Genomic DNA, 16925 nt, shown 5'->3' on the forward strand with positions numbered 1-16925 from the left:
TACTCCCGTGTGACGCAGGGTGACCCGCGTCTTGTCGCCCTCGGGCTCGAAGGTGAGGGTCACCACCGACTCCAGCCCGCGGGTGCCTTCGGAGACCCAGGTGTGCTCGATGCGCCGCGGTCGATCGAGGGTAATGAAACGCCCATAGTGCGCCCATTCCCGGCCCTCGTGGCCAACGCAGTTGTAAAACAGGCCATCGACCTTGACGTCGAGGATCATGCGTTTGCACCCGAACCACGGACCGCCCGGGTTCTTGGAGTCGAGCCATACGTCATAGACCTCCGCAGGGCCCGCCGCGATGGTGCGAGTGAGCGTGAGCTCGGTTTGCTTTGGACGCGTGTAATTCATCGTTTCTTCTCCTTGCTTGCGAAAAAGGTCTCGAGTCGATCGAGTCGCTCGGTCCAGAAGCGCTCGTAGCGGTGCGCCCAGCGCGCGACGTCTCGCAGCGGGGCGGCGTTTAATTGCAGCGTGTGCTCGCGGCCGCGGCGTGCCCGCCGTACCAGGCCAGCCCTCTCCAGCACCTTGATGTGCTTGGAGACAGCGTTGAGCGACATCGCGAACGGCGCGGCCACGTCGGTGACCCGCGCCGGCCCGCGCGCCAGGCGATCGATGATCGCCCGCCGCGTGGGATCCGTAACTGCAGCAAAAACGTTTCCGATCTCGGTCATATAGTCAACCTATGGGTTGAATATATACCGGCGAGCAAGTCCTGTCAAGCGCAAATAGGAGAAGGGACCATGACGACTCAGAACACAATCACTCTGACCCGAGCTCCGGTCGTCCAAAACGCAGATGCTGATACAAGACCTGTCGCGGAAGTGTTTCGGGCATTTGTCGACCCTGCTGTAACGACTAGGTTCTGGTTCACAAAGAGCAGTGGACGGCTGGAAGCAGGCAAGCAGGTGACGTGGGACTGGGAAATGTATGGCGTTTCCGCCAAGGTCACCGTGAAGGAGATCCAAACGGACCGACGAATACTCGCCGAGTAGGGTTCCGAGTGCGGTGCCCCGACTCAGGTAGCGAATGCGATCGATTCCATAGGAGGGTTTGCCATGGTGCTGTGCGCGCTGAAAGCGTTACTCGAACACAACGTTGTCTTGAATGTCGTGGCGGATAAGGCGCCCGACGCCCACGTAAAGCGCTAATTCCGGGAACGGGTGGACCACGGGATGAGCCCCCATGTCCGGGCTCGGTACCTCGCGTACTCGGGATAACGCGCGAGCAGGAGCTCCTCCTCGAGCCGCACCTTGATCGCGAGAAACGCGATGACCGCGGCTGCGGAGATTCCGACGAACGCTGTTGGCTTCCGGAGGAATAGGCCAACGACGAGCATGAGGATCCCGGTATAGATGGGATGCCGGAAGCGGCCATAGACGCCCGTCGTCACCAGCTCCCCCTTGGGGCGGGGCTCCGGCGCGATCTGGATGACGCGGCGGAGGGTGACCACCGCCGACAGCATGAGCAACAACCCAATCACGCACAGCGCGGCGCCAACGGCGCTGGGTACGCCGCCCCGCATCCACAACGGTGGCTCGCGATCCACGAAATAGACTCCGGCGAAAACGCACAGGAGCACGGTCTGTGCTGCAGCGTAGATTTCGCTCTTGCGGCGCACGCTCATGGCATCAAGACCCGGGTAGCACTGGGTGGACCTCGGCGGCGACAGCCCTCAATCGGAGTACTCGACTATACTATGATCGTCGTTCACTCCACCACGAGGAGGATCCGTAAAGCCGTGACCGACCTCAATCCGCAGGCAAAGCAGATGGCCGACGAGTCGATGGTGCGAACGCTCGACGCGCAGGCGCGGGCGATCTGGCCGCAGGAATCCGAGCTGATCCGCCGCTATGAGCTGCCGGACAACATCCGCATTCTTGACGTGGGCTGCGGCCCGGGGGAGGGTTCATCGCGTCTCGCCGAGATGTTCCCGCGCGCGGACGTGCTCGGGGTCGACGTCCTCGACCGAAGTCTCGACCGGGCACGCGCACGCTTTGGGCACCTCGCGCCCCGCCTCCGGTTCGAGAATCAGAGTGCGTTCGGGCTTCGTGCCGCCGACCGAGCGTTCGACCTGACGGTGAGCCGCCACGTGCTCCACTCGATCCCGCATCCGGACCGCGTGCTCGCGGAGCAAGTGCGCGTGACCCGCCGCGGGGGCCGGTTGCACCTGATTCCCGAGGACTACGGGATGCTCCACTTTCAGCGTGCATCGCTCGATCCGCGGGATTTCTGGTACGAGGCGCCGGCGCGATTCGGCGAAGCCACGGAGACGGACTTATTCATCGGACGCCACGTATTCGCCATTCTTATGGATCTCGGTTTGACGGACATCACCATCGACTACGTCGTGGTCGACACGATTCGCGTGCCGCGGGAGACGTTCGCCGCGATCATCGAGGCGTGGCGGGACGGCTATGTGGAGCCCGTCGCCGAGTTCACGCGCTTCACGCGGAAGGAGGCGAAAGCGTACTTCGACCAGATGATCGCCAACATCCGCGACCCGCGGGGCTACGCGGCGTGGATGGTTCCCGTGGTCAGCGCCCGCGTCCCATAGCGCGGGCTGCGCCTGCGCCTTAGGCCGGCTTGCCTGGAGTCGTCGGGGATGCTAGCGTGCTTGCGCTCCCGCTGCACGGCTAGAGGCAAGACAAGGCTCCACACCGCCAGCGAGCTGGTCACGTAGTGGCGCACCAAGCGTAAGTCCCTGTACAGCGTCCTAGACCTTCGCTAGGGGTGGTAAACCCGCATGAGCTACGTCGATACAACGCACGCCCTCTGCCGTGAAGCTGCCCGGAAGCCGCGGTCTAGTCCTGCCCCAATCCTCCTGCTCCCATGCACCGCGCAAGCCCCGCCCAATCCATCCTGATCGATTTCGGAGGGACCCTGGACGCGGACGGCGAGCCGTGGAGCCTCCGATTTCACCGGGCCTACACTGATCTTGGTGGGCGACTGGAGTTTTCAAGCTTCGAGCCGGTTTTCCAGAAAGCGGATCGCGCCGTCTTGAACTCTCGAGGGATCAGAACCGCGGGCTTTCGGCAGATGGTGCAGAGCCAGGCTGAAGTGCTCCTTCGCCTTCTGGGTGAGGGTCCGGCGCTGGACGCGGGAGCGATCGCCGAGACCTTCCGATCGAGGGCCGTCGCGACCGTGGAGCGCAATCGGCCCGTCCTGGAACGGCTGCGCGCTCAATACCGCCTTGGGATCGTGTCGAACTTCACCGGAAACCTGGAGCCGTGCCTTGAGGAGCTTGGAATTCGACATTTGTTCGGTGCCGTCGTCGACTCCGCTGTCCTTGGAGCGGCGAAACCGGACCCGCGCCCGTTCGTCGAGGCGCTCCAGCTCCTGGAAACCCACCCCGACCAGGCCTGGATGGTGGGGGATAATTTCGAATCCGACATCACACCCGCTCTGAGCCTGGGCATGCGCGCCTGCTGGCTTAGATCCCGATCTCGCCACGCGCGCGAAGGCCATCCGCCGTGCACCCAGATAGGCTCCTTCTTGGAGCTAGAGGCTGTGATTGGCTAGCTTGCAGGCCCTGATCCTGGCCGGAGGCGAGGGGTCCCGGTTGAGGGCGGATGGAGTGGCGGACCCGAAGCCTTGGGTCCGTATCGGCGCACGGCCCTACATCGCCACCCTCATCGAGACCCTCCTCACGGTTGGGTGCGAGTCGGTATCCTGCCTCATACGGGCAGACGAGCCCCGGGTCTTGGGGGAGCTGCGCGAGGACTTCCCCGCCGATCGGTGCTTCGTGCATGCCTGCCACACGCCATCCTCGCTACACACGCTCGCGATTGGATTGGGGGTGACTCCCCCGGGGCCCGTGTTCTGCACCATGGTGGACACCGTCATGCGCCCCCCCGACTGGGCGTATGTCCACCGCTCCGTTGAGTCGCTCCTGGGCGAGGGCGCGGACGCCGTGCTGGCTGTAACCCCTTACGCCGAAGGCGACGGGGCGCTCTACGTGGACCGGGATCCCTCCGGATGGGTGCGGGCCCTCGGAGAGACCCCCTTCGGAACACCGATCGTCACGGGGGGCGTTTACGGGCTGAGCCCGGGAGTGCGGGCCCTCGCGGCGTGCGCGGTGGCCGAAGGCCGCTCGCGAATGCGCTCGTTCCTCCGCATGTTGAAGGAGAGAGGGCTCCGTGTTACAACGATCGAGGTCGAGAAAATCGTCGACCTGGATCGCGCTTCGGATCTGATCGCGGCTCGAGACCTCCTGGCGCAGTGGGAGAATAGACGCTCGTGAAGACCCGCCTAGGCCAGGGGATCCTCGTGGCGCTCTACAGGCGACCTTCCTACTCACCGCTACAGCACCGGATCAATGATACGGCCGTGCTCGACGAGACTGTGTCGCACCTCGCGGCCAAGGGTTGGGATGTCGTTACGACGAACGAAGCCGAGGTCGAGCAAGGGCGAATTCCCGGAGGGCGGCTCTACCTCAACATGTGCCAGGGCCCGCTCGCCTCTGAGTACCTCCTGCCCCTCGAAAACGACGGGGCGCTGATCGTAAACAAAGCGAGCAGCGTGCTGCACTGCCACAGGCATCGCATGGCCCGCCTGCTCCAGGAGAGCCGCGTTGCGTTCCCGGAAACCCTGATCATCCAGTCCTCGGATCCGGCCCACGAGCGGGATCGGCGGCTTGATTTCTGCGGGCGGCATCCCAGGGTGTGGGTCAAGCGCGGGGACGTGCACGCGGAGCGGCCCGAGGATGTGGTCTCCGTGGCATCCGGGAGCGTGAGCGGGATCATGGCTTCCTTCGCCGCGCGGGGCGTTCCATGGGTGGCAATCCAGGAGCATGTGCCGGGCCCCGTCATCAAGTTTTACGGCATCCGCGACGGCAGCTATTTCCGCTGGTATCCCGCAGAGCGCCGTGCCGGCCCGTTCGAGGGTCTCGTTGGCTCGGGCACGCTGCGCGGGCTCGCCTTCGAGGCGGCGGCGGTTCTCGGGCTCGACGTCTTCGGGGGGGATGCCGTCCTGCCATCCCCGGACCGTCCCGTATTGATCGATATGAATGATTGGCCCAGCTTCGCGGCATTACGATCGGAGGCCGCCCCTGCGATCGCAACCTACGTCGACCATAGAGCAAACCCTGGAGAGTCCGAATGAGCACCACCAAGGCGCCCTCCCTCGCGCTGCCCGGCCCTGCGTCCGAGAAGTGGTTCGACACCGAAGCAGAATATCTCGCGCCGGGGATTCAGAGCGTCGCACTCTTTGCACGGCTCTGCATCGACCGGGGTGAGGGGGCACTGCTCTACGACGTCGACGGCAATCGCTACATCGACCTGCTGGCCGGCGTCGGCGTGGCCAGCCTGGGGTATGCGCATCCGCGCTACGTCGAGGCGCTCCGGCGGCAGCTGGCGCGGGTTCATGTGGGAAGCTTCACGACCGAGAACCGGGCCGCCTTGGTGAAGCTCCTCGCGGAGATCACGCCCGGGGACCTTCGCCGAACGCAGTTCTACAGCGGCGGGGCCGAAGCCGTCGAGGCCGCGATCCGCCTGGCTCAGTCCCACACGGGCAAGAGCGAGGTGATCGCCTTCTGGGGAGGATTTCACGGCAAGACGGGCGGGGTCCTGCCGCTTCTCGGAAGCAACTTCAAGCATGCGCTCGGCCCGCTCATGCCGGGGCGGTACCTAAGCCCCTATGCTTCCTGCGCCCGATGCGCCTTCGACAAGACATTTCCATCGTGCGGCTGGCACTGCGTCGAGTTTCTCCGGCAGAAGATCGACGTCGAGACGGCACGGAACGTCGCCGCGATCCTCGTCGAGCCCATCCAGGGCACGTCGGGCAATATCATTCCGCCTCGCGGATACTTGAAGGAGCTGGAGGGGCTCGCGCGGGAGCTGGGAGCGCTTCTGATCTGCGACGAGATGATCACCGGATTCGGCCGCACGGGGATGATGTTCGGCGTCGACCACGACGGGATCGTTCCCGACGTCATGACGGTGGGGAAGGGCTTCGGTGGCGGGTTCCCCATGAGCGCCATCATCGCGCGTGAATCGGTCGCCTTCGCCAAGCCTTTCGCCAACCCGAGCGGGAGCTCGTCCAGCTACGGGGGAAACCCTCTCGCGGCGGCCGCGGCCCGCGTCACGGTCGAGACGATCCTCGCCGAGCGCCTCGTGGACAACGCGCGGAGGGTCGGAGACGTCATGCTGACCGAGATGAAGAGTTGGGAGCGGGAGATTCCGATCGTCAGCGACGTCCGGGGGCGCGGGCTTCTCCTCGGGATGGATCTCGTCGTGCCCGGAACCCGTCAATGGCTGGACAAGAAGACGACGCGCTGGATCTTCGACACCCTTCTCACCCGAGGGGTGCTCGCGATGATCTACAACCCGGAGGTTCGCATCAATCCTCCCTTGGTGATCAACGAGGAGTTGGCCATGGAGGCGCTGGCAGCGATGAAGGGAGTCCTGCGTGAAGCCTCCGATCGACTTGGCTGATAAGGGCGCGGAAGTCGAGGAATGGCTCGACCTCCGCTTCTTCCGGCCGCTCGGCTACTGGATTGCCAAGGCGCTTCAACCGACGCGCGTCTCCGCCAACCAGGTCACCTTGTGGTCTCTGGCGACGGGACTGGTCGCCGGGCACCTCTTCTACTACGCGGGCCCCTGGCCCGGCGCCCTTGGCTTCGTACTCTTCATCATCTCCGACATCTTTGACAGCGCCGATGGACAGCTGGCGCGGCTGCGCAGCGTCGAATCCCGGTTCGGGCGCATCGTGGACGGTCTCGCAGACAACCTCCGCTTCGCGAATCTATACCTGACCCTGATGGCCCGCCTCGCGGTGCAGGGCAGGAACTGGTTCGACCTTCTCCTTGTCCTCGCCGCCGGCCTGAGCCAGTCCCTTCAGGGCACGTCGGTCGACTTCATCCGGTTGTCCTTTCTCTCCCTTGGGCCCGGCCATCGGGAGCCCGTCGAGCTCCCCGAGGAGGTTGCCGTTCCGCGCCAAGGATCGCTCTTCCAGAAACTCGCCGCGTTCGCCTACCGGGCGTACGTGCGGAGGCAGTCTTGGATGTTTCCCCGAAGCATGGAGTTGGAGCGACGCCTGCGGCAGGGTCTCCTCCCCGAGCAGGAGATTCGTTCCTGCCGGCTCCGCCAGCGGGCCGTGGTGAACCTCTGCGCCTGGCAGGGCCATAACATCCGATTTGGCCTGCTTGGGGCGGCGGCGGTATTGGGCTGGATCGAGGGGTACCTCTGGGTGACGGTGACGGTGATGAACATCCTTCTTCTGGTGAGTGTGGCCCTCTATGAGGGGAACGCGCGGAACCTGCTCGAGGCCGTCCGTTCCGATGCCCTTGTCACCGTCGCCGAATCCTGACCGGCCTCCGCTGCGAGGCGTGATCGTCGGCGGAGGCGCTGTCGCGACGAGGGGCCACATCCCGGCCTACTTCAGCGCGCACCTCGCGAGACGATTTCAGATCCTCGGCGTGGTCGATCCCGCGCCCGGCGTTGCGCCGGGTCACGGGATTCCCGTTCTCGATCGTCTGGATCGGATCCGGGACCTCGGTCCCGTCGACTTTCTGGACGTTTGCACACCGACAGCGTTGCACCTCAGGCTTACCCTATGGGGTCTCGAGCACGGATTCCACGTGCTGTGCGAGAAACCGGTGGCGCTGAACCGGAACGAAGCGGAGCAGATCGCGGTCGCGGCCAAGCGCGCCGGGAGGGTGGTCCTGCCCTGCCACCAGTACCGATACAACCCCGCTTGGCTCAAGATACGCGAATGGCTGAAGGCCGGTCGCATCGGACGCTGGCACCTGGGTGAGTTCATCGTTCGCCGGACCGCCGCCGACGCAGGGGCCGGGGGAGCCGCCGACACGCCGTGGCGCGGCCGACGCGAGAAGAGCCGGGGAGGGATCCTCCTGGATCACGGAACGCACCTGATCTACCTGGTGCTCGACCTGGCAGGGCTTCCTCAGGAGACCCGCTGCTGGACCGGCCGCCTCCGCCGCGAGCCGTACGAGGTAGAGGATACGGCCCATGTTCTTCTTCGGTACCCCGACCGGGCCGTGACCTTTTTCCTGACCTGGGCGGACCAGACCCGCGCGACGAGCATTCGCTTCACGGGGGAGCGGGGTCTTATCGAATGGACGGAAGGGGTGCTTTGCCTGGACTGCGACACGGCGCACGAGCGCCTCGATTTGGCCAGGGAGCTTGCGAAGTCCGCCTATCCGAGTTGGTTCGCCCGTCTCTTCAGGAGATTCGCCGCGGCCATCGAGCGTCACGAATTGACGGTCGGCCTGCGCGAGATCCACGAGGTGGGAGCGGTCCTTGAGGAGTCGTACGCCTCCGCGGCGCGGGAGTCGGATGTCCTCGCCCAGGCGGCGCCGTGAGCCATCGAAGCAGGTTCCTCCTGTTCGCGCTCGGGCTGGCGGTCTTTTGCTATCTCCTCTCGCAGCTGCCCCTGCGGGATCTCGTAGAGAATGCGCGTCGCACGGGATGGCTCATCATTCCGATCCTGCTCGTGTACGGGGCCGTGTACGCGTGCTACAACGCCTCGTGGCGCGTGGTCATGTCCGACGAACGGACCCCCATCCCCTTCTGGCGCTCCTACGCGATCACGCTCTCCGGCTTTGCCATCAATTACGTCACACCGGTGGTGAATCTCGGGGGCGAGCCCTACCGCATCGCAGCCGCCACGCCGTGGCTGGGCCGTCGCCGCGCGACGGGGTCGATCATCCTCTGCACCATGCTGCACGGTTTGAGCCATCTGCTCATATGGCTGACGGCGATCGCGCTGGCGATCGCGTTCCACCCTCACGGCGAGATCCAGGTAGCGGGCTTGTCTGTCTTGGGGCTCATCCTCGTGGGACTCGCGGCCCTCTTGCTCACGCGGCACGATCAGGGGTTCCTCGAGGCGCTCCTCGACCTCTTGTTGCGGCTCCCGTGGCTCCGGCGATTTGTCCAGAACCTGGAGGCTCGGCGTCCAGCTCTCGCTGAGGTCGATCGGCAGATCATCGCGTTCTACCGCGGGCACCGGCGTCGCTTCTTTCTCGCGCTGGGTCTCGAGTACCTGGGCCGCTGCATTGCCATGCTCGAGTACGTCCTGATCATCTGGAGCGTGGGCATACACGTCACCGTCGGGGACGCCTTCATCATCGGGGCATTCTCGTCCCTGGTGCTGAATCTGCTCTTCTTCATGCCGATGGAGCTGGGGTCGCGCGAAGGAGGCCATTACCTTGCGTTCGCCCTGGTGGGACTCGGTCCGGAGCTGGGAATCTACGCCGCCCTCATCACTCGTCTGCGCGAGATCGTGTGGATCGGGACCGGGATTCTCCTCATCTGGTTCGCAGGGCGGTCGACCCCGCGGACCGCGTGGCTCAAGGAGGAAGTCGGCAACCCGTAGCTTCGCGCCGCTCAGTGGATCGCGTTCGAGCGCGGCTACAAGAGTGAGACCGCTAGGGCCAGCCCCCAGCCGAGTACGAGCCGTGGGGCGACTTGTGTTCCCTCGACCGCTCGCGGCCCCATAGCGCTTCGGGGGCTACGGGGCGGACGACGCAAACAGCGAGGTCAGGTCGGAGCCTGGACCTATCTGAGAAGCACGAACCTCCGCGTGAAGGTTCGGCCCTCCGCGGTGAACCGCACGAAGTAGACGCCGGATCCTGCGGCCGCATCTCCGCCGTGAACGTGCCACTTCACCGTGTGGTATCCGGCCCCGAGGACGCCGCTGAGGGGGTGTCCCACGCGGCGGCCCGCGACGTCGTAAATGGATAACTCGGCCCGCGTCGAGGCCGGTAGCCCCAAACGGAACCCCACGACGTCCGCGACAGGATTGCCGCCCTCGACCGCGAACGACAGGTCCCGAAGCGCCGCATTGTCGACTGCGGAAGCGCCGTCGTCATTGAGAATTGTTCCCAGCCCCTGACCGTCGGCGATCCCGGCATTCACGGGGTTCGACAGATTGACCAGGATCGTCTCCTGTCCCTCCGGTGTCAGGTCTCCGTTCACTCTGACCGTAAGGATCCCCGAGGTCGCTCCCGGCGCGAACGACACAGCGCTCGAATCCGCGACGTAGTCGCCGTCCGCGACCGTCGCCGTCCCGTCCGCTGTCTTCCAGGTTGCCTGTACGGTCGCCGTGCACGGTCCGGACAGTCTGACTGGGAAATCGAAGCCCGTCGTGCCAACGTTTCCCTCAATCGCGATCACGTCCCCGATCGAGACGCTCAGGCTGGGTGCGAAGCCCGCGCTGATCGTGTGGTTTGCCGTCACGTTGGTAAAGGTGTAGGTCGACACGGCACCCACCGAGACACCATCGACGAGCACATCCGCGATGTGGTAACAGGCGTCCGCAGCGATCGTGAGCGTCTCGTCCGCACCGGAGTTCACGGCCACAGCGCCGCTCGGGCTGATCGAGCCATTAGCGCCCGCCGTGGCAGTGATCGTGTACGTGTCGTCGTTGACGATTGTGCCCGTCGAGGTGCTGGGCGATCCGATCACGGCGTTGGTCGCGGAAGTCAGCGTGAGGGTGAATGTCTCGTTGGCCTCGACATTCGTATCGCCCACCACGTTCACCGTGACGGTGCCGCTCGTGGCGCCGGCGGGGATTGTGATCGAGCCTGCCGATGCTTGATAGTCGTTGCCGGCGACGGTCGCCGTGCCGTCGGAGGTCTGGCAGTTCACGGTTACCGGCAGGCTGTAGCCGGTCGACAGGTTGACGGCGAAGGTGAAGGGAGTGAGCCCGCTATTGCCTTCGCTCTGGCTCGGCCCCGTCGCGATCGTCACCGTGGGCACCGGTCCGGCGACATTCGCCCAATAGGTGCTCCATCGGCTCCCGTTGGCGCCCGTCCCGCCGTCGTTGGTGCTGACGCGTGTCTCGCCGTACTCCTGCACGGTCCAGAGAGACCGGTCGTCCGAAGGATCCACCTGCGCTTGGCTGAAGTCGCCCCAGCGGTTCCGACCGGATCCGAAGTCCTTGTGATAGTAGTCCGCACCCACTTTATAGATCACTGGGTCGCGGACGGTTCCGGCAACATCTCCGGCAAGGTGCACGGAATAGCCCGAAGACGGATGCTGGGCGGACGAGAACTGCGAATAGCCAACCATGAAGTCGCCCACTGAGTTCACAGCGATGTGCGGGTAGGCGTACCACTTCCCGCCGTTGCTTGAGTTGGCCGTCGCGTCCTCGATGCGCCCACCATCGGCGAAACTCCCGCTCGGGGTGTCGAGTTTGGTCCACTGCACGCCAGTGTGCGCGAGGCCCGACGAAGGGAGACCGATCGTCTGCGTGTAATGGATGAACCCGCCGCGGTAGACCGGAGCCGAGCGGATCTGTGCATCCTGGGTTTCGATGACGCACGGCGTGGCGCCGCAGCTGCTCGCCCCGGAATTGGGGGCCGATTGCGGAAGAAGTTGGCCGCCCGGCTGTACCCAGCCCCCGCCCGGCCGCGTCTGACTTCCCCCGGCGGTATAGACGGGCGCCGACGGTGTGCCGGTGATCATGTCGAGCGTGTAGGTCGCGCCGGCGCTGCTCAGATGGGTCGCGACATAGAGCGTGTCCGAAGTAGGCGAATAGGTCGCACAGGGTGCGCTGCAGAAGTGCGTGTTAACTGCGTGCGTGAAGATCGTTCCGGTGCCAGTGCCGGTTCGCGCCAGCGGGTAGTTTAGGACCAGGTTGATGCCACGTTGGAACAGCCCCGCGGTGCTGTACCGGTTGATGGAAACCGAGATCCAGTTCTTGTTGAAGCCCACGATTGGGAAATCGAGCGTGAAGCCGATAGCAAACCGATAAAGAAACCAGTTTCCGCTCGGATCGCTCGTTTGCGACACACCAACCAGGATATCCCCCGCGCCGGGGATTACCGATTGCATGACCGCGATCCAGCGGTTGTTGTAAGGGTCGTAGAGCGTGCGTGGATCGGTCAGTCCGTTGAGGGCGGTTTCACCAGACGGTGCCCAGAAGGTTGCGGTTCCCACCGTGCTGATCACCGAGCCGTCGGATTTATTGAAGATCCGGTAGTTATTGTTCAGTCCCGACATGATCTTCGTGGGCCCCACCGCTCCGCCGACGTCCGGTGGAATGACAATGTAGCTCGAATCCACCATGGGGATGTCGTCGAGACCCATGAAGCTCGAACTGGGAGATGGAGACGCCGCAAACGCGGAGTACGGCGCCTGAATACTCCCGGGCGAAAGGGATGAGAGCGGCTCCGCGGGCTCCTCGACCTCTGGGAGAATCAGTGCCCTGACCGGCGGCATTGGGCGACCGGAGAGCGCCTCCTGCTTGGCCAGATTCTCGAAATTCACGACCGCGTTGCCCGCAGCATCAATGTGCCTTGTGTTCCGGACCTGGCCCGGGATCGGTTCCGCCACGCGAACATGAGCGTGGTCCGACTGCGCGATCGATGCGGGGGGATTCAGGAGAGAAACGGCGGTGATCGAGAGGGTTGCCGCGAGAAATTGGTGGGAAGATCGGACGATCCAGAGCAAGTGAACCTCTGACGGCTGAGCCAGAGAAGGCACTCCTCGAGACAGACGGGTGCGCTTCGTCGCATGGATTGCAAAAACTCCAAACTTCATTTCATTATACGCCATAACATCAACGGTGTCAAAGGATTCGAGGGATGGGGAGGTTCCCCTAATTTCTCGGGGACGGTTCCTGTCGCGGCGGACTCATGGCTCCGCGCTCGCAGGAACCTTGAATCAACGGCCTACCGCCGTGCCTCCTGTATTAGCGAGTCAGGAATCCCCGCGTCGGCAACACTTACACTGCTGCCCAGGAGGAAACATGCGCGTTCTACTTCCTGGAGCCCCGGTGTGGAAACGCGCCCGGGCCCTGACATTTCGAACGCCCTTTTGTCGAGCGCTCCTTTACCCGGCGCGCGGCGTACGGCTAGGGCGTTGCCCTGGCCCCAGCAGAATGTTCGAGGGACGAGAGGAACCGACCGTAGGCATCACGCGCAAAGTACGTCGTGATCGTGGCGATGAACGCGCTCAGGTAGCCCCACGTCAGCAGGAGAACGGCGAAGTACAGACCCAGCAGAAATAGCATGAAAGAACCCAGAAGCTCGTACCCGAAGGCGAACGACTGATGCCAGATCCGCCACGCGGACTCGCGCCGCTCAGTGGATCGCGTTCGCGGCCTTCTTGCCGAACATCCCGCCGATCTTCCCTCCCACGAACTGACCCGCCATCGCCCCCAGCGGGCCGCCGAGCGAGCCGCCGAGCGCCGAGCCCAACGAGCCACCGAGGTTCGAGCCCATGCCCTGGACCATTCCGCCCGCCATGCCCTTCGCCATGGCGCCGACACCGCCCACGGCTCCCATGGCTCCCATGGTTCCCATCTTCGCCATCATCTCGTCCATGTCGGTCACTTCGTAGCCCTTCGGGACGGCAAAGAGCTCCGCGGGCTGGGGCTCCACCTTCCTGTTCTTCCACTCGAGGGTAGCCTTCTCGCCTTCGACGAGGCTCTCCATCCGAAGCGGCGCCCCCGTGGCTTTGTCGAACCATCCCAACACGTCGCCTTCCTTGCCGTAGGCCATGCGGAGTTTCCGAGCCACGATGCCGTCGAGCTTCTCCTCACCCAGGTCTTCGGCCTTCACGTCGGGTGGAGCCTCGTTTCCTTCGGCCTCCCCGAGCTTCTCCGGCTTGGCCTTGACCTTCGCAGAAGCAGCCTCCGCTGCCTGGCGCGATTGCTTCATCGCCCTCTTCTCGTCCGGCATCAGCGTATACATCGTCCCCTTGGCATCACCCACCTCGATCATGATGAACTGGTGCCCCTCCGCGGCGATCTCGGTCCGGATCTTCCCGTGGTCCAAAAAGCGCTTCATCGTCACCGATTTGCCGTCGTTGTTGATGACCAAGTCCTCGCGGAATGCAGGCGGCGGGACATAGTGCGGAAGCTCGATGGTAGCCAAACTGACCATCTTGGACCCCTTGGCCCCGGCGACCTCCGCTCTGGGCTTGGGATCCGCGTACGCGTGGTGTGCGATTCCGCAAGACAGAGCCAAGAAAAGCGCGGCGGAGAGGTCGATACGGGAAAATCCCGAGGCACAAAACCGACGTGGTATCAGGGCCATGGCGCTCATGTCTCCTTCGTTGTGGGTCCTATTCCGAACCAGCCGCCACGAGTCGGCAATCGCCGCTTTGCTCGTGATATTCGCTCGGCAGGTGGGCGCGACCAAGGCAAAGGGTCCGGGCCATCCAGATGAGCTCCGCGAAGAACCCGTCGATGCGCGCGTTCATCGCCTGATCGAGAAGGCGGCCCTCGGCATCGAACTTGGTCTCCACGTTGTTGAAGTTCAGGTCCGTGAACGTGACCACGAGACCAAGCTCCCGCACGACGCCCACGAGCTTTTCGATGACCCGAGTTCCACCCCATGGACCGGCGGACACGCCTACCAGGGCCACGGCCTTGTGGATGTACTCCTTGAGCAGCATATCGAGGGCCATCTTCAAGCTTCCCGGGTAGCCGTGGTTGTACTCGGGGGAAATGATGATCAGGCCGTCCGCGCGGATGATCGCTTCCCGCCACTCCGGGTTGAGCTTCTTCAGGCCCTGTCCCTCATCGTTCATGGGGAAGACCATGCGTCGCGGATCGAAGAGCTGGGTCTCGAGCTCCGGGTGGGCCCTGGCGCGGTCGAAAATCAGCTTGGCAACATTCTCGCTCTCGCGACCCTTGCGGATGGTTCCGAGCAGGATTGGAATGAAGAGCTTCCGTGTGAGTCCATCGTCGTTCATGAGGCCCTCGCTGCTTGACGGAAGGGCGGCTGCTCCCGATGGAGGACGTGCGCGGAACAGCCTCACTGTACACGCTAGCCGGCCGACATGCACGATGCGTAACGCTATGCCGTTGCGTGACTTGCGGTTGCACGCAACGGGGCTCAAGAGACCGCCGCGCCGCGACGATAAGCCGCTAGGTAGCACGCCCCATACCCGAAAGGAAACCCCATGAACCAAGAGGCGCAGTTTTGGATCGAGACTATCGCCCTCTGGCAGCCGGTGAGGAGCGCCTTTCTCTTTGCCTGGGGAGCCGGTGATCCGCTCTGGCTTCTCATGGCGAAGCGGCTCTTTCTCCTCATGCCGCTCGGCGCGATCGCCCTGGGCTACTGGACGAGTGTCCTGAGCGTGCCGACGATTGTCGTGCGCGCGAAGCGCCGCACCTTCGTCAGCCTCGTGCTCGTCACCTGGTGGGATCTGGCGCGCGCCATCTTCACCTTCTGGGGCGGCGTGCTTCGCTTGGCGATACGATTCATGATCTCGCTCCTGGGCGTGTGCCAGATGCTCGTCGTCGGCCTATGGGCCGTCATCCAGGAGCTCGTCGCGATGCCGTTCCGCATGATCCGGAGCGTGGGCAGCAACGTGCTCCAGCCGGGGGTTCCCTGGATCGCGGTGGCTATGACCGCCTTCTGGTGCGTGTTTGAGGCGACGATCTTCACCTACGTGATGACGTCCCTCGTCATCGATACCCTTTCGAACCTCGCGGGAACCCAGATGACGGAGACGGCAGTGCGGATCCCGCTCTTCCTCTTCATGCTCTTTATCGTGCTGGGGAGTTACGCGGTGCTCTCTACCTGGGCCGCTGCACTGAAAAGCCGTGACTGGCCCACGATTATCAAGATCGGTGTCGTCGAATTGGTGGCGATGTTCGTCGAGGTGGTGTTCCTGTACCGGGAGTTCGTCGACGCGCTCGTGCCCTGGTTCGCCCAGCATACCTCCGGGAATTTCGACCTCGGGATCGTCGGCACCCTGGCGATCGCGGGCGTGACCTGGCTCGGTCTACGCAGTCTGACCTGGTTCCTGTTCGCGTCCGTCGGGACGCCTACGATGATGGCGATCATTCAGCGCCAGGGGGTTGGCAACCGTGACACCGCAGGCGAAGCTCGCCCCGCCTTCAGACTCTTTTCCGAGAATTTCGCGGGCCAGCTCCGGAATGAGTTCCAATGGGTTGGCGCGGAAGGTGAGCGCCTCCTGGAAGCCTTCCTCGTGCCGCCGATGCAGGTTGTCGCGGCGGCGCTCAACTTCGTCACGCTCCTCGTCTCGAACCGGCACTTCATCGACCTGCCCCTTCAGAAGGTAGAGGACTTCAAGGACGCGCGCTTGCTGGTCGCAGAGCTGAACAACGCGCGCATCAGGAAGGCGGCCTGACATGCGCGCCCTTTCTCTTGCCGTGATCCTCGTGACCCTTCTCGCGCCGGTGCGCCTCTCGGCCGGCGTCGCCGCGGCCCCCACGGGCTCGGATCGGCCTCCGGCCGGCCGCCTCGTTCTCTTCATAGGCGTCGATATCAGCGGCTCCTTCATGGACGGCAGGTATTTCGATGATTCCATCGAGTTCCTCGCCCGGTACATCCACGCGCACCTGAACGGGCTCGGCGGCATGGAGATTCCGAATTCCATGTTCGTCGGATCGATCGGCGGCGTGAAGAAGGGCGAGGCGAAGACCCTCTTCCCCATCCAGACGTTCCAGGACCGCACCGTCGAGGAGATCGAGGCGCAGCTGCGACTCCTCTTTCCAAAAGACAGGCTGAAGGAGAATCCCTTCACCGATTTCAACGCCTTCTTCGCCCAGATCGCGGACATGGTGGACTCGAAGAAGCTGATCCTGAAGCCCATTTCAATCGTGTTGCTCACCGACGGCAAGCCCGACCTGGGCGGCACGGACCGGTTGGCGAAGTTCCGAAACATTCGGCTGAAACCCCTCGAAAACCTCTCCCGCAACATCACCCTGCGCGTCCTCTACACGGACGCGGTGACGGGGAAGTCCTGGCGGGACGAGGTGCCGCGCAAGCGCGTCAAGGTCTGGACGCAGGACGCGATCGTCATGGAGGAATGGAAAAACCCCAAAACCCTCCTTCCCGGCCGAGGTCCCGCCGAGCAGCAGAAGTTCTTCTCCTGGGTCAGGGACAACGTCGACTTCCAGCCGCGTTTGCGCCGGGTGGACTGAGCTTCAGGCCCTGGGTCGACGGATAGTTCCCCTGCGGAGTCCGACGCGCGATCTGCAACTCA

At 64.1% G+C, this 16925-nt stretch carries 16 protein-coding genes and 1 pseudogene; 11 read left to right on the forward strand and 6 right to left on the reverse strand.

The annotated features are described in order from the left end of the window. A partial coding sequence (locus tag E6K76_04620; GenBank protein TMQ59357.1) for an SRPBCC domain-containing protein occupies window positions 1-348 on the reverse strand: 348 nt, incomplete at its 3' end. Next, the gene (locus tag E6K76_04625; GenBank protein TMQ59358.1) at window positions 345-668 is read right to left on the reverse strand and encodes a winged helix-turn-helix transcriptional regulator; all 324 of its coding nucleotides are present in this window, start codon (window positions 666-668) and stop codon (window positions 345-347) included. The genes E6K76_04625 and E6K76_04620, both read right to left, overlap by 4 nt. A gap of 69 nt (window positions 669-737) precedes the next feature. Between E6K76_04625 and E6K76_04630 the strand changes: the two are divergent. Next, window positions 738-1145: pseudogene (locus E6K76_04630) on the forward strand (polyketide cyclase). Here E6K76_04630 and E6K76_04635 read toward each other — a convergent pair. Then, window positions 1142-1621, reverse strand: a complete 480-nt coding sequence (locus E6K76_04635; GenBank protein TMQ59359.1) for an isoprenylcysteine carboxylmethyltransferase family protein — start codon at window positions 1619-1621, stop codon at window positions 1142-1144. The pseudogene E6K76_04630 and the gene E6K76_04635 overlap by 4 nt on opposite strands. Before the next feature lie 72 nt (window positions 1622-1693). On the opposite strand from E6K76_04635, the gene E6K76_04640 reads away from it, so the two are divergent. From E6K76_04640 to E6K76_04675, 8 genes are all read left to right on the forward strand, one after another. Beyond that, entirely contained in the window at window positions 1694-2551 is an 858-nt protein-coding gene (locus E6K76_04640) for a methyltransferase domain-containing protein (protein TMQ59360.1), read from the forward strand. A gap of 275 nt (window positions 2552-2826) precedes the next feature. Next, window positions 2827-3516, forward strand: a complete 690-nt coding sequence (locus E6K76_04645) for an HAD family hydrolase (GenBank protein TMQ59361.1) — start codon at window positions 2827-2829, stop codon at window positions 3514-3516. After that, window positions 3509-4237 (forward strand): hypothetical protein, encoded by a 729-nt coding sequence (locus tag E6K76_04650; GenBank protein TMQ59362.1) that lies wholly within the window; start codon window positions 3509-3511, stop codon window positions 4235-4237. The genes E6K76_04645 and E6K76_04650 overlap by 8 nt, the downstream gene beginning before the upstream one ends. Beyond that, complete coding sequence (locus tag E6K76_04655) at window positions 4234-5097, forward strand: hypothetical protein (GenBank protein ID TMQ59363.1); 864 nt, start codon at window positions 4234-4236, stop codon at window positions 5095-5097. The genes E6K76_04650 and E6K76_04655 overlap by 4 nt, the downstream gene beginning before the upstream one ends. After that, window positions 5094-6428, forward strand: coding sequence for an aspartate aminotransferase family protein (locus E6K76_04660; GenBank protein ID TMQ59364.1), 1335 nt, complete (start codon window positions 5094-5096; stop codon window positions 6426-6428). Before E6K76_04655 ends, E6K76_04660 begins: the two co-directional genes overlap by 4 nt. Beyond that, window positions 6403-7302, forward strand: a complete 900-nt coding sequence (locus tag E6K76_04665; GenBank protein TMQ59365.1) for a CDP-alcohol phosphatidyltransferase family protein — start codon at window positions 6403-6405, stop codon at window positions 7300-7302. Before E6K76_04660 ends, E6K76_04665 begins: the two co-directional genes overlap by 26 nt. After that, a complete protein-coding gene (locus E6K76_04670) occupies window positions 7232-8317 on the forward strand; it encodes a Gfo/Idh/MocA family oxidoreductase (GenBank protein TMQ59366.1) in 1086 nt (361 codons plus the stop codon). Before E6K76_04665 ends, E6K76_04670 begins: the two co-directional genes overlap by 71 nt. Beyond that, window positions 8314-9330 (forward strand): flippase-like domain-containing protein, encoded by a 1017-nt coding sequence (locus E6K76_04675; protein ID TMQ59367.1) that lies wholly within the window; start codon window positions 8314-8316, stop codon window positions 9328-9330. Before E6K76_04670 ends, E6K76_04675 begins: the two co-directional genes overlap by 4 nt. Before the next feature lie 182 nt (window positions 9331-9512). Here E6K76_04675 and E6K76_04680 read toward each other — a convergent pair whose 3' ends face one another. From E6K76_04680 to E6K76_04690, 3 genes are all read right to left on the reverse strand, one after another. Next, window positions 9513-12515 (reverse strand): T9SS type A sorting domain-containing protein, encoded by a 3003-nt coding sequence (locus E6K76_04680; protein TMQ59368.1) that lies wholly within the window; start codon window positions 12513-12515, stop codon window positions 9513-9515. A 527-nt stretch (window positions 12516-13042) separates the two neighbouring features. Beyond that, window positions 13043-13999 (reverse strand): hypothetical protein, encoded by a 957-nt coding sequence (locus tag E6K76_04685; GenBank protein TMQ59369.1) that lies wholly within the window; start codon window positions 13997-13999, stop codon window positions 13043-13045. 28 nt (window positions 14000-14027) lie between these two features. After that, window positions 14028-14660 (reverse strand): NAD(P)H-dependent oxidoreductase, encoded by a 633-nt coding sequence (locus tag E6K76_04690; protein TMQ59370.1) that lies wholly within the window; start codon window positions 14658-14660, stop codon window positions 14028-14030. Between the two features lie 210 nt (window positions 14661-14870). On the opposite strand from E6K76_04690, the gene E6K76_04695 reads away from it, so the two are divergent. Together E6K76_04695 and E6K76_04700 are read left to right on the forward strand one after the other, a co-directional pair. Continuing rightward, window positions 14871-16067 (forward strand): hypothetical protein, encoded by a 1197-nt coding sequence (locus tag E6K76_04695; protein ID TMQ59371.1) that lies wholly within the window; start codon window positions 14871-14873, stop codon window positions 16065-16067. A gap of 1 nt (window position 16068) precedes the next feature. Next, window positions 16069-16863: a VWA domain-containing protein gene (locus E6K76_04700; GenBank protein TMQ59372.1), complete on the forward strand. Its 795-nt coding sequence runs from the start codon at window positions 16069-16071 to the stop codon at window positions 16861-16863. Window positions 16864-16925 lie beyond the last annotated feature (62 nt).

Source organism: Candidatus Eisenbacteria bacterium (genome assembly GCA_005893275.1).
Taxonomy (GTDB): Bacteria; Eisenbacteria; RBG-16-71-46; order SZUA-252; family SZUA-252; genus WS-7.

Excerpts from the sequence above, each read along its gene's own strand:
- E6K76_04690 (TMQ59370.1), bottom strand. The coding sequence starts at position 14,660 with ATGAACGACGATGGACTCACACGGAAGCTCTTCATTCCAATCCTGCTC.
- E6K76_04680 (TMQ59368.1), bottom strand. The coding sequence starts at position 12,515 with ATGGCGTATAATGAAATGAAGTTTGGAGTTTTTGCAATCCATGCGACG.
- E6K76_04625 (TMQ59358.1), bottom strand. The coding sequence starts at position 668 with ATGACCGAGATCGGAAACGTTTTTGCTGCAGTTACGGATCCCACGCGG.
- E6K76_04640 (TMQ59360.1), top strand. The coding sequence starts at position 1,694 with ATGATCGTCGTTCACTCCACCACGAGGAGGATCCGTAAAGCCGTGACC.
- E6K76_04635 (TMQ59359.1), bottom strand. The coding sequence starts at position 1,621 with ATGAGCGTGCGCCGCAAGAGCGAAATCTACGCTGCAGCACAGACCGTG.
- E6K76_04660 (TMQ59364.1), top strand. The coding sequence starts at position 5,094 with ATGAGCACCACCAAGGCGCCCTCCCTCGCGCTGCCCGGCCCTGCGTCC.
- E6K76_04695 (TMQ59371.1), top strand. The coding sequence starts at position 14,871 with ATGAACCAAGAGGCGCAGTTTTGGATCGAGACTATCGCCCTCTGGCAG.
- E6K76_04645 (TMQ59361.1), top strand. The coding sequence starts at position 2,827 with ATGCACCGCGCAAGCCCCGCCCAATCCATCCTGATCGATTTCGGAGGG.
- E6K76_04685 (TMQ59369.1), bottom strand. The coding sequence starts at position 13,999 with ATGGCCCTGATACCACGTCGGTTTTGTGCCTCGGGATTTTCCCGTATC.
- E6K76_04700 (TMQ59372.1), top strand. The coding sequence starts at position 16,069 with ATGCGCGCCCTTTCTCTTGCCGTGATCCTCGTGACCCTTCTCGCGCCG.
- E6K76_04670 (TMQ59366.1), top strand. The coding sequence starts at position 7,232 with ATGAGGGGAACGCGCGGAACCTGCTCGAGGCCGTCCGTTCCGATGCCC.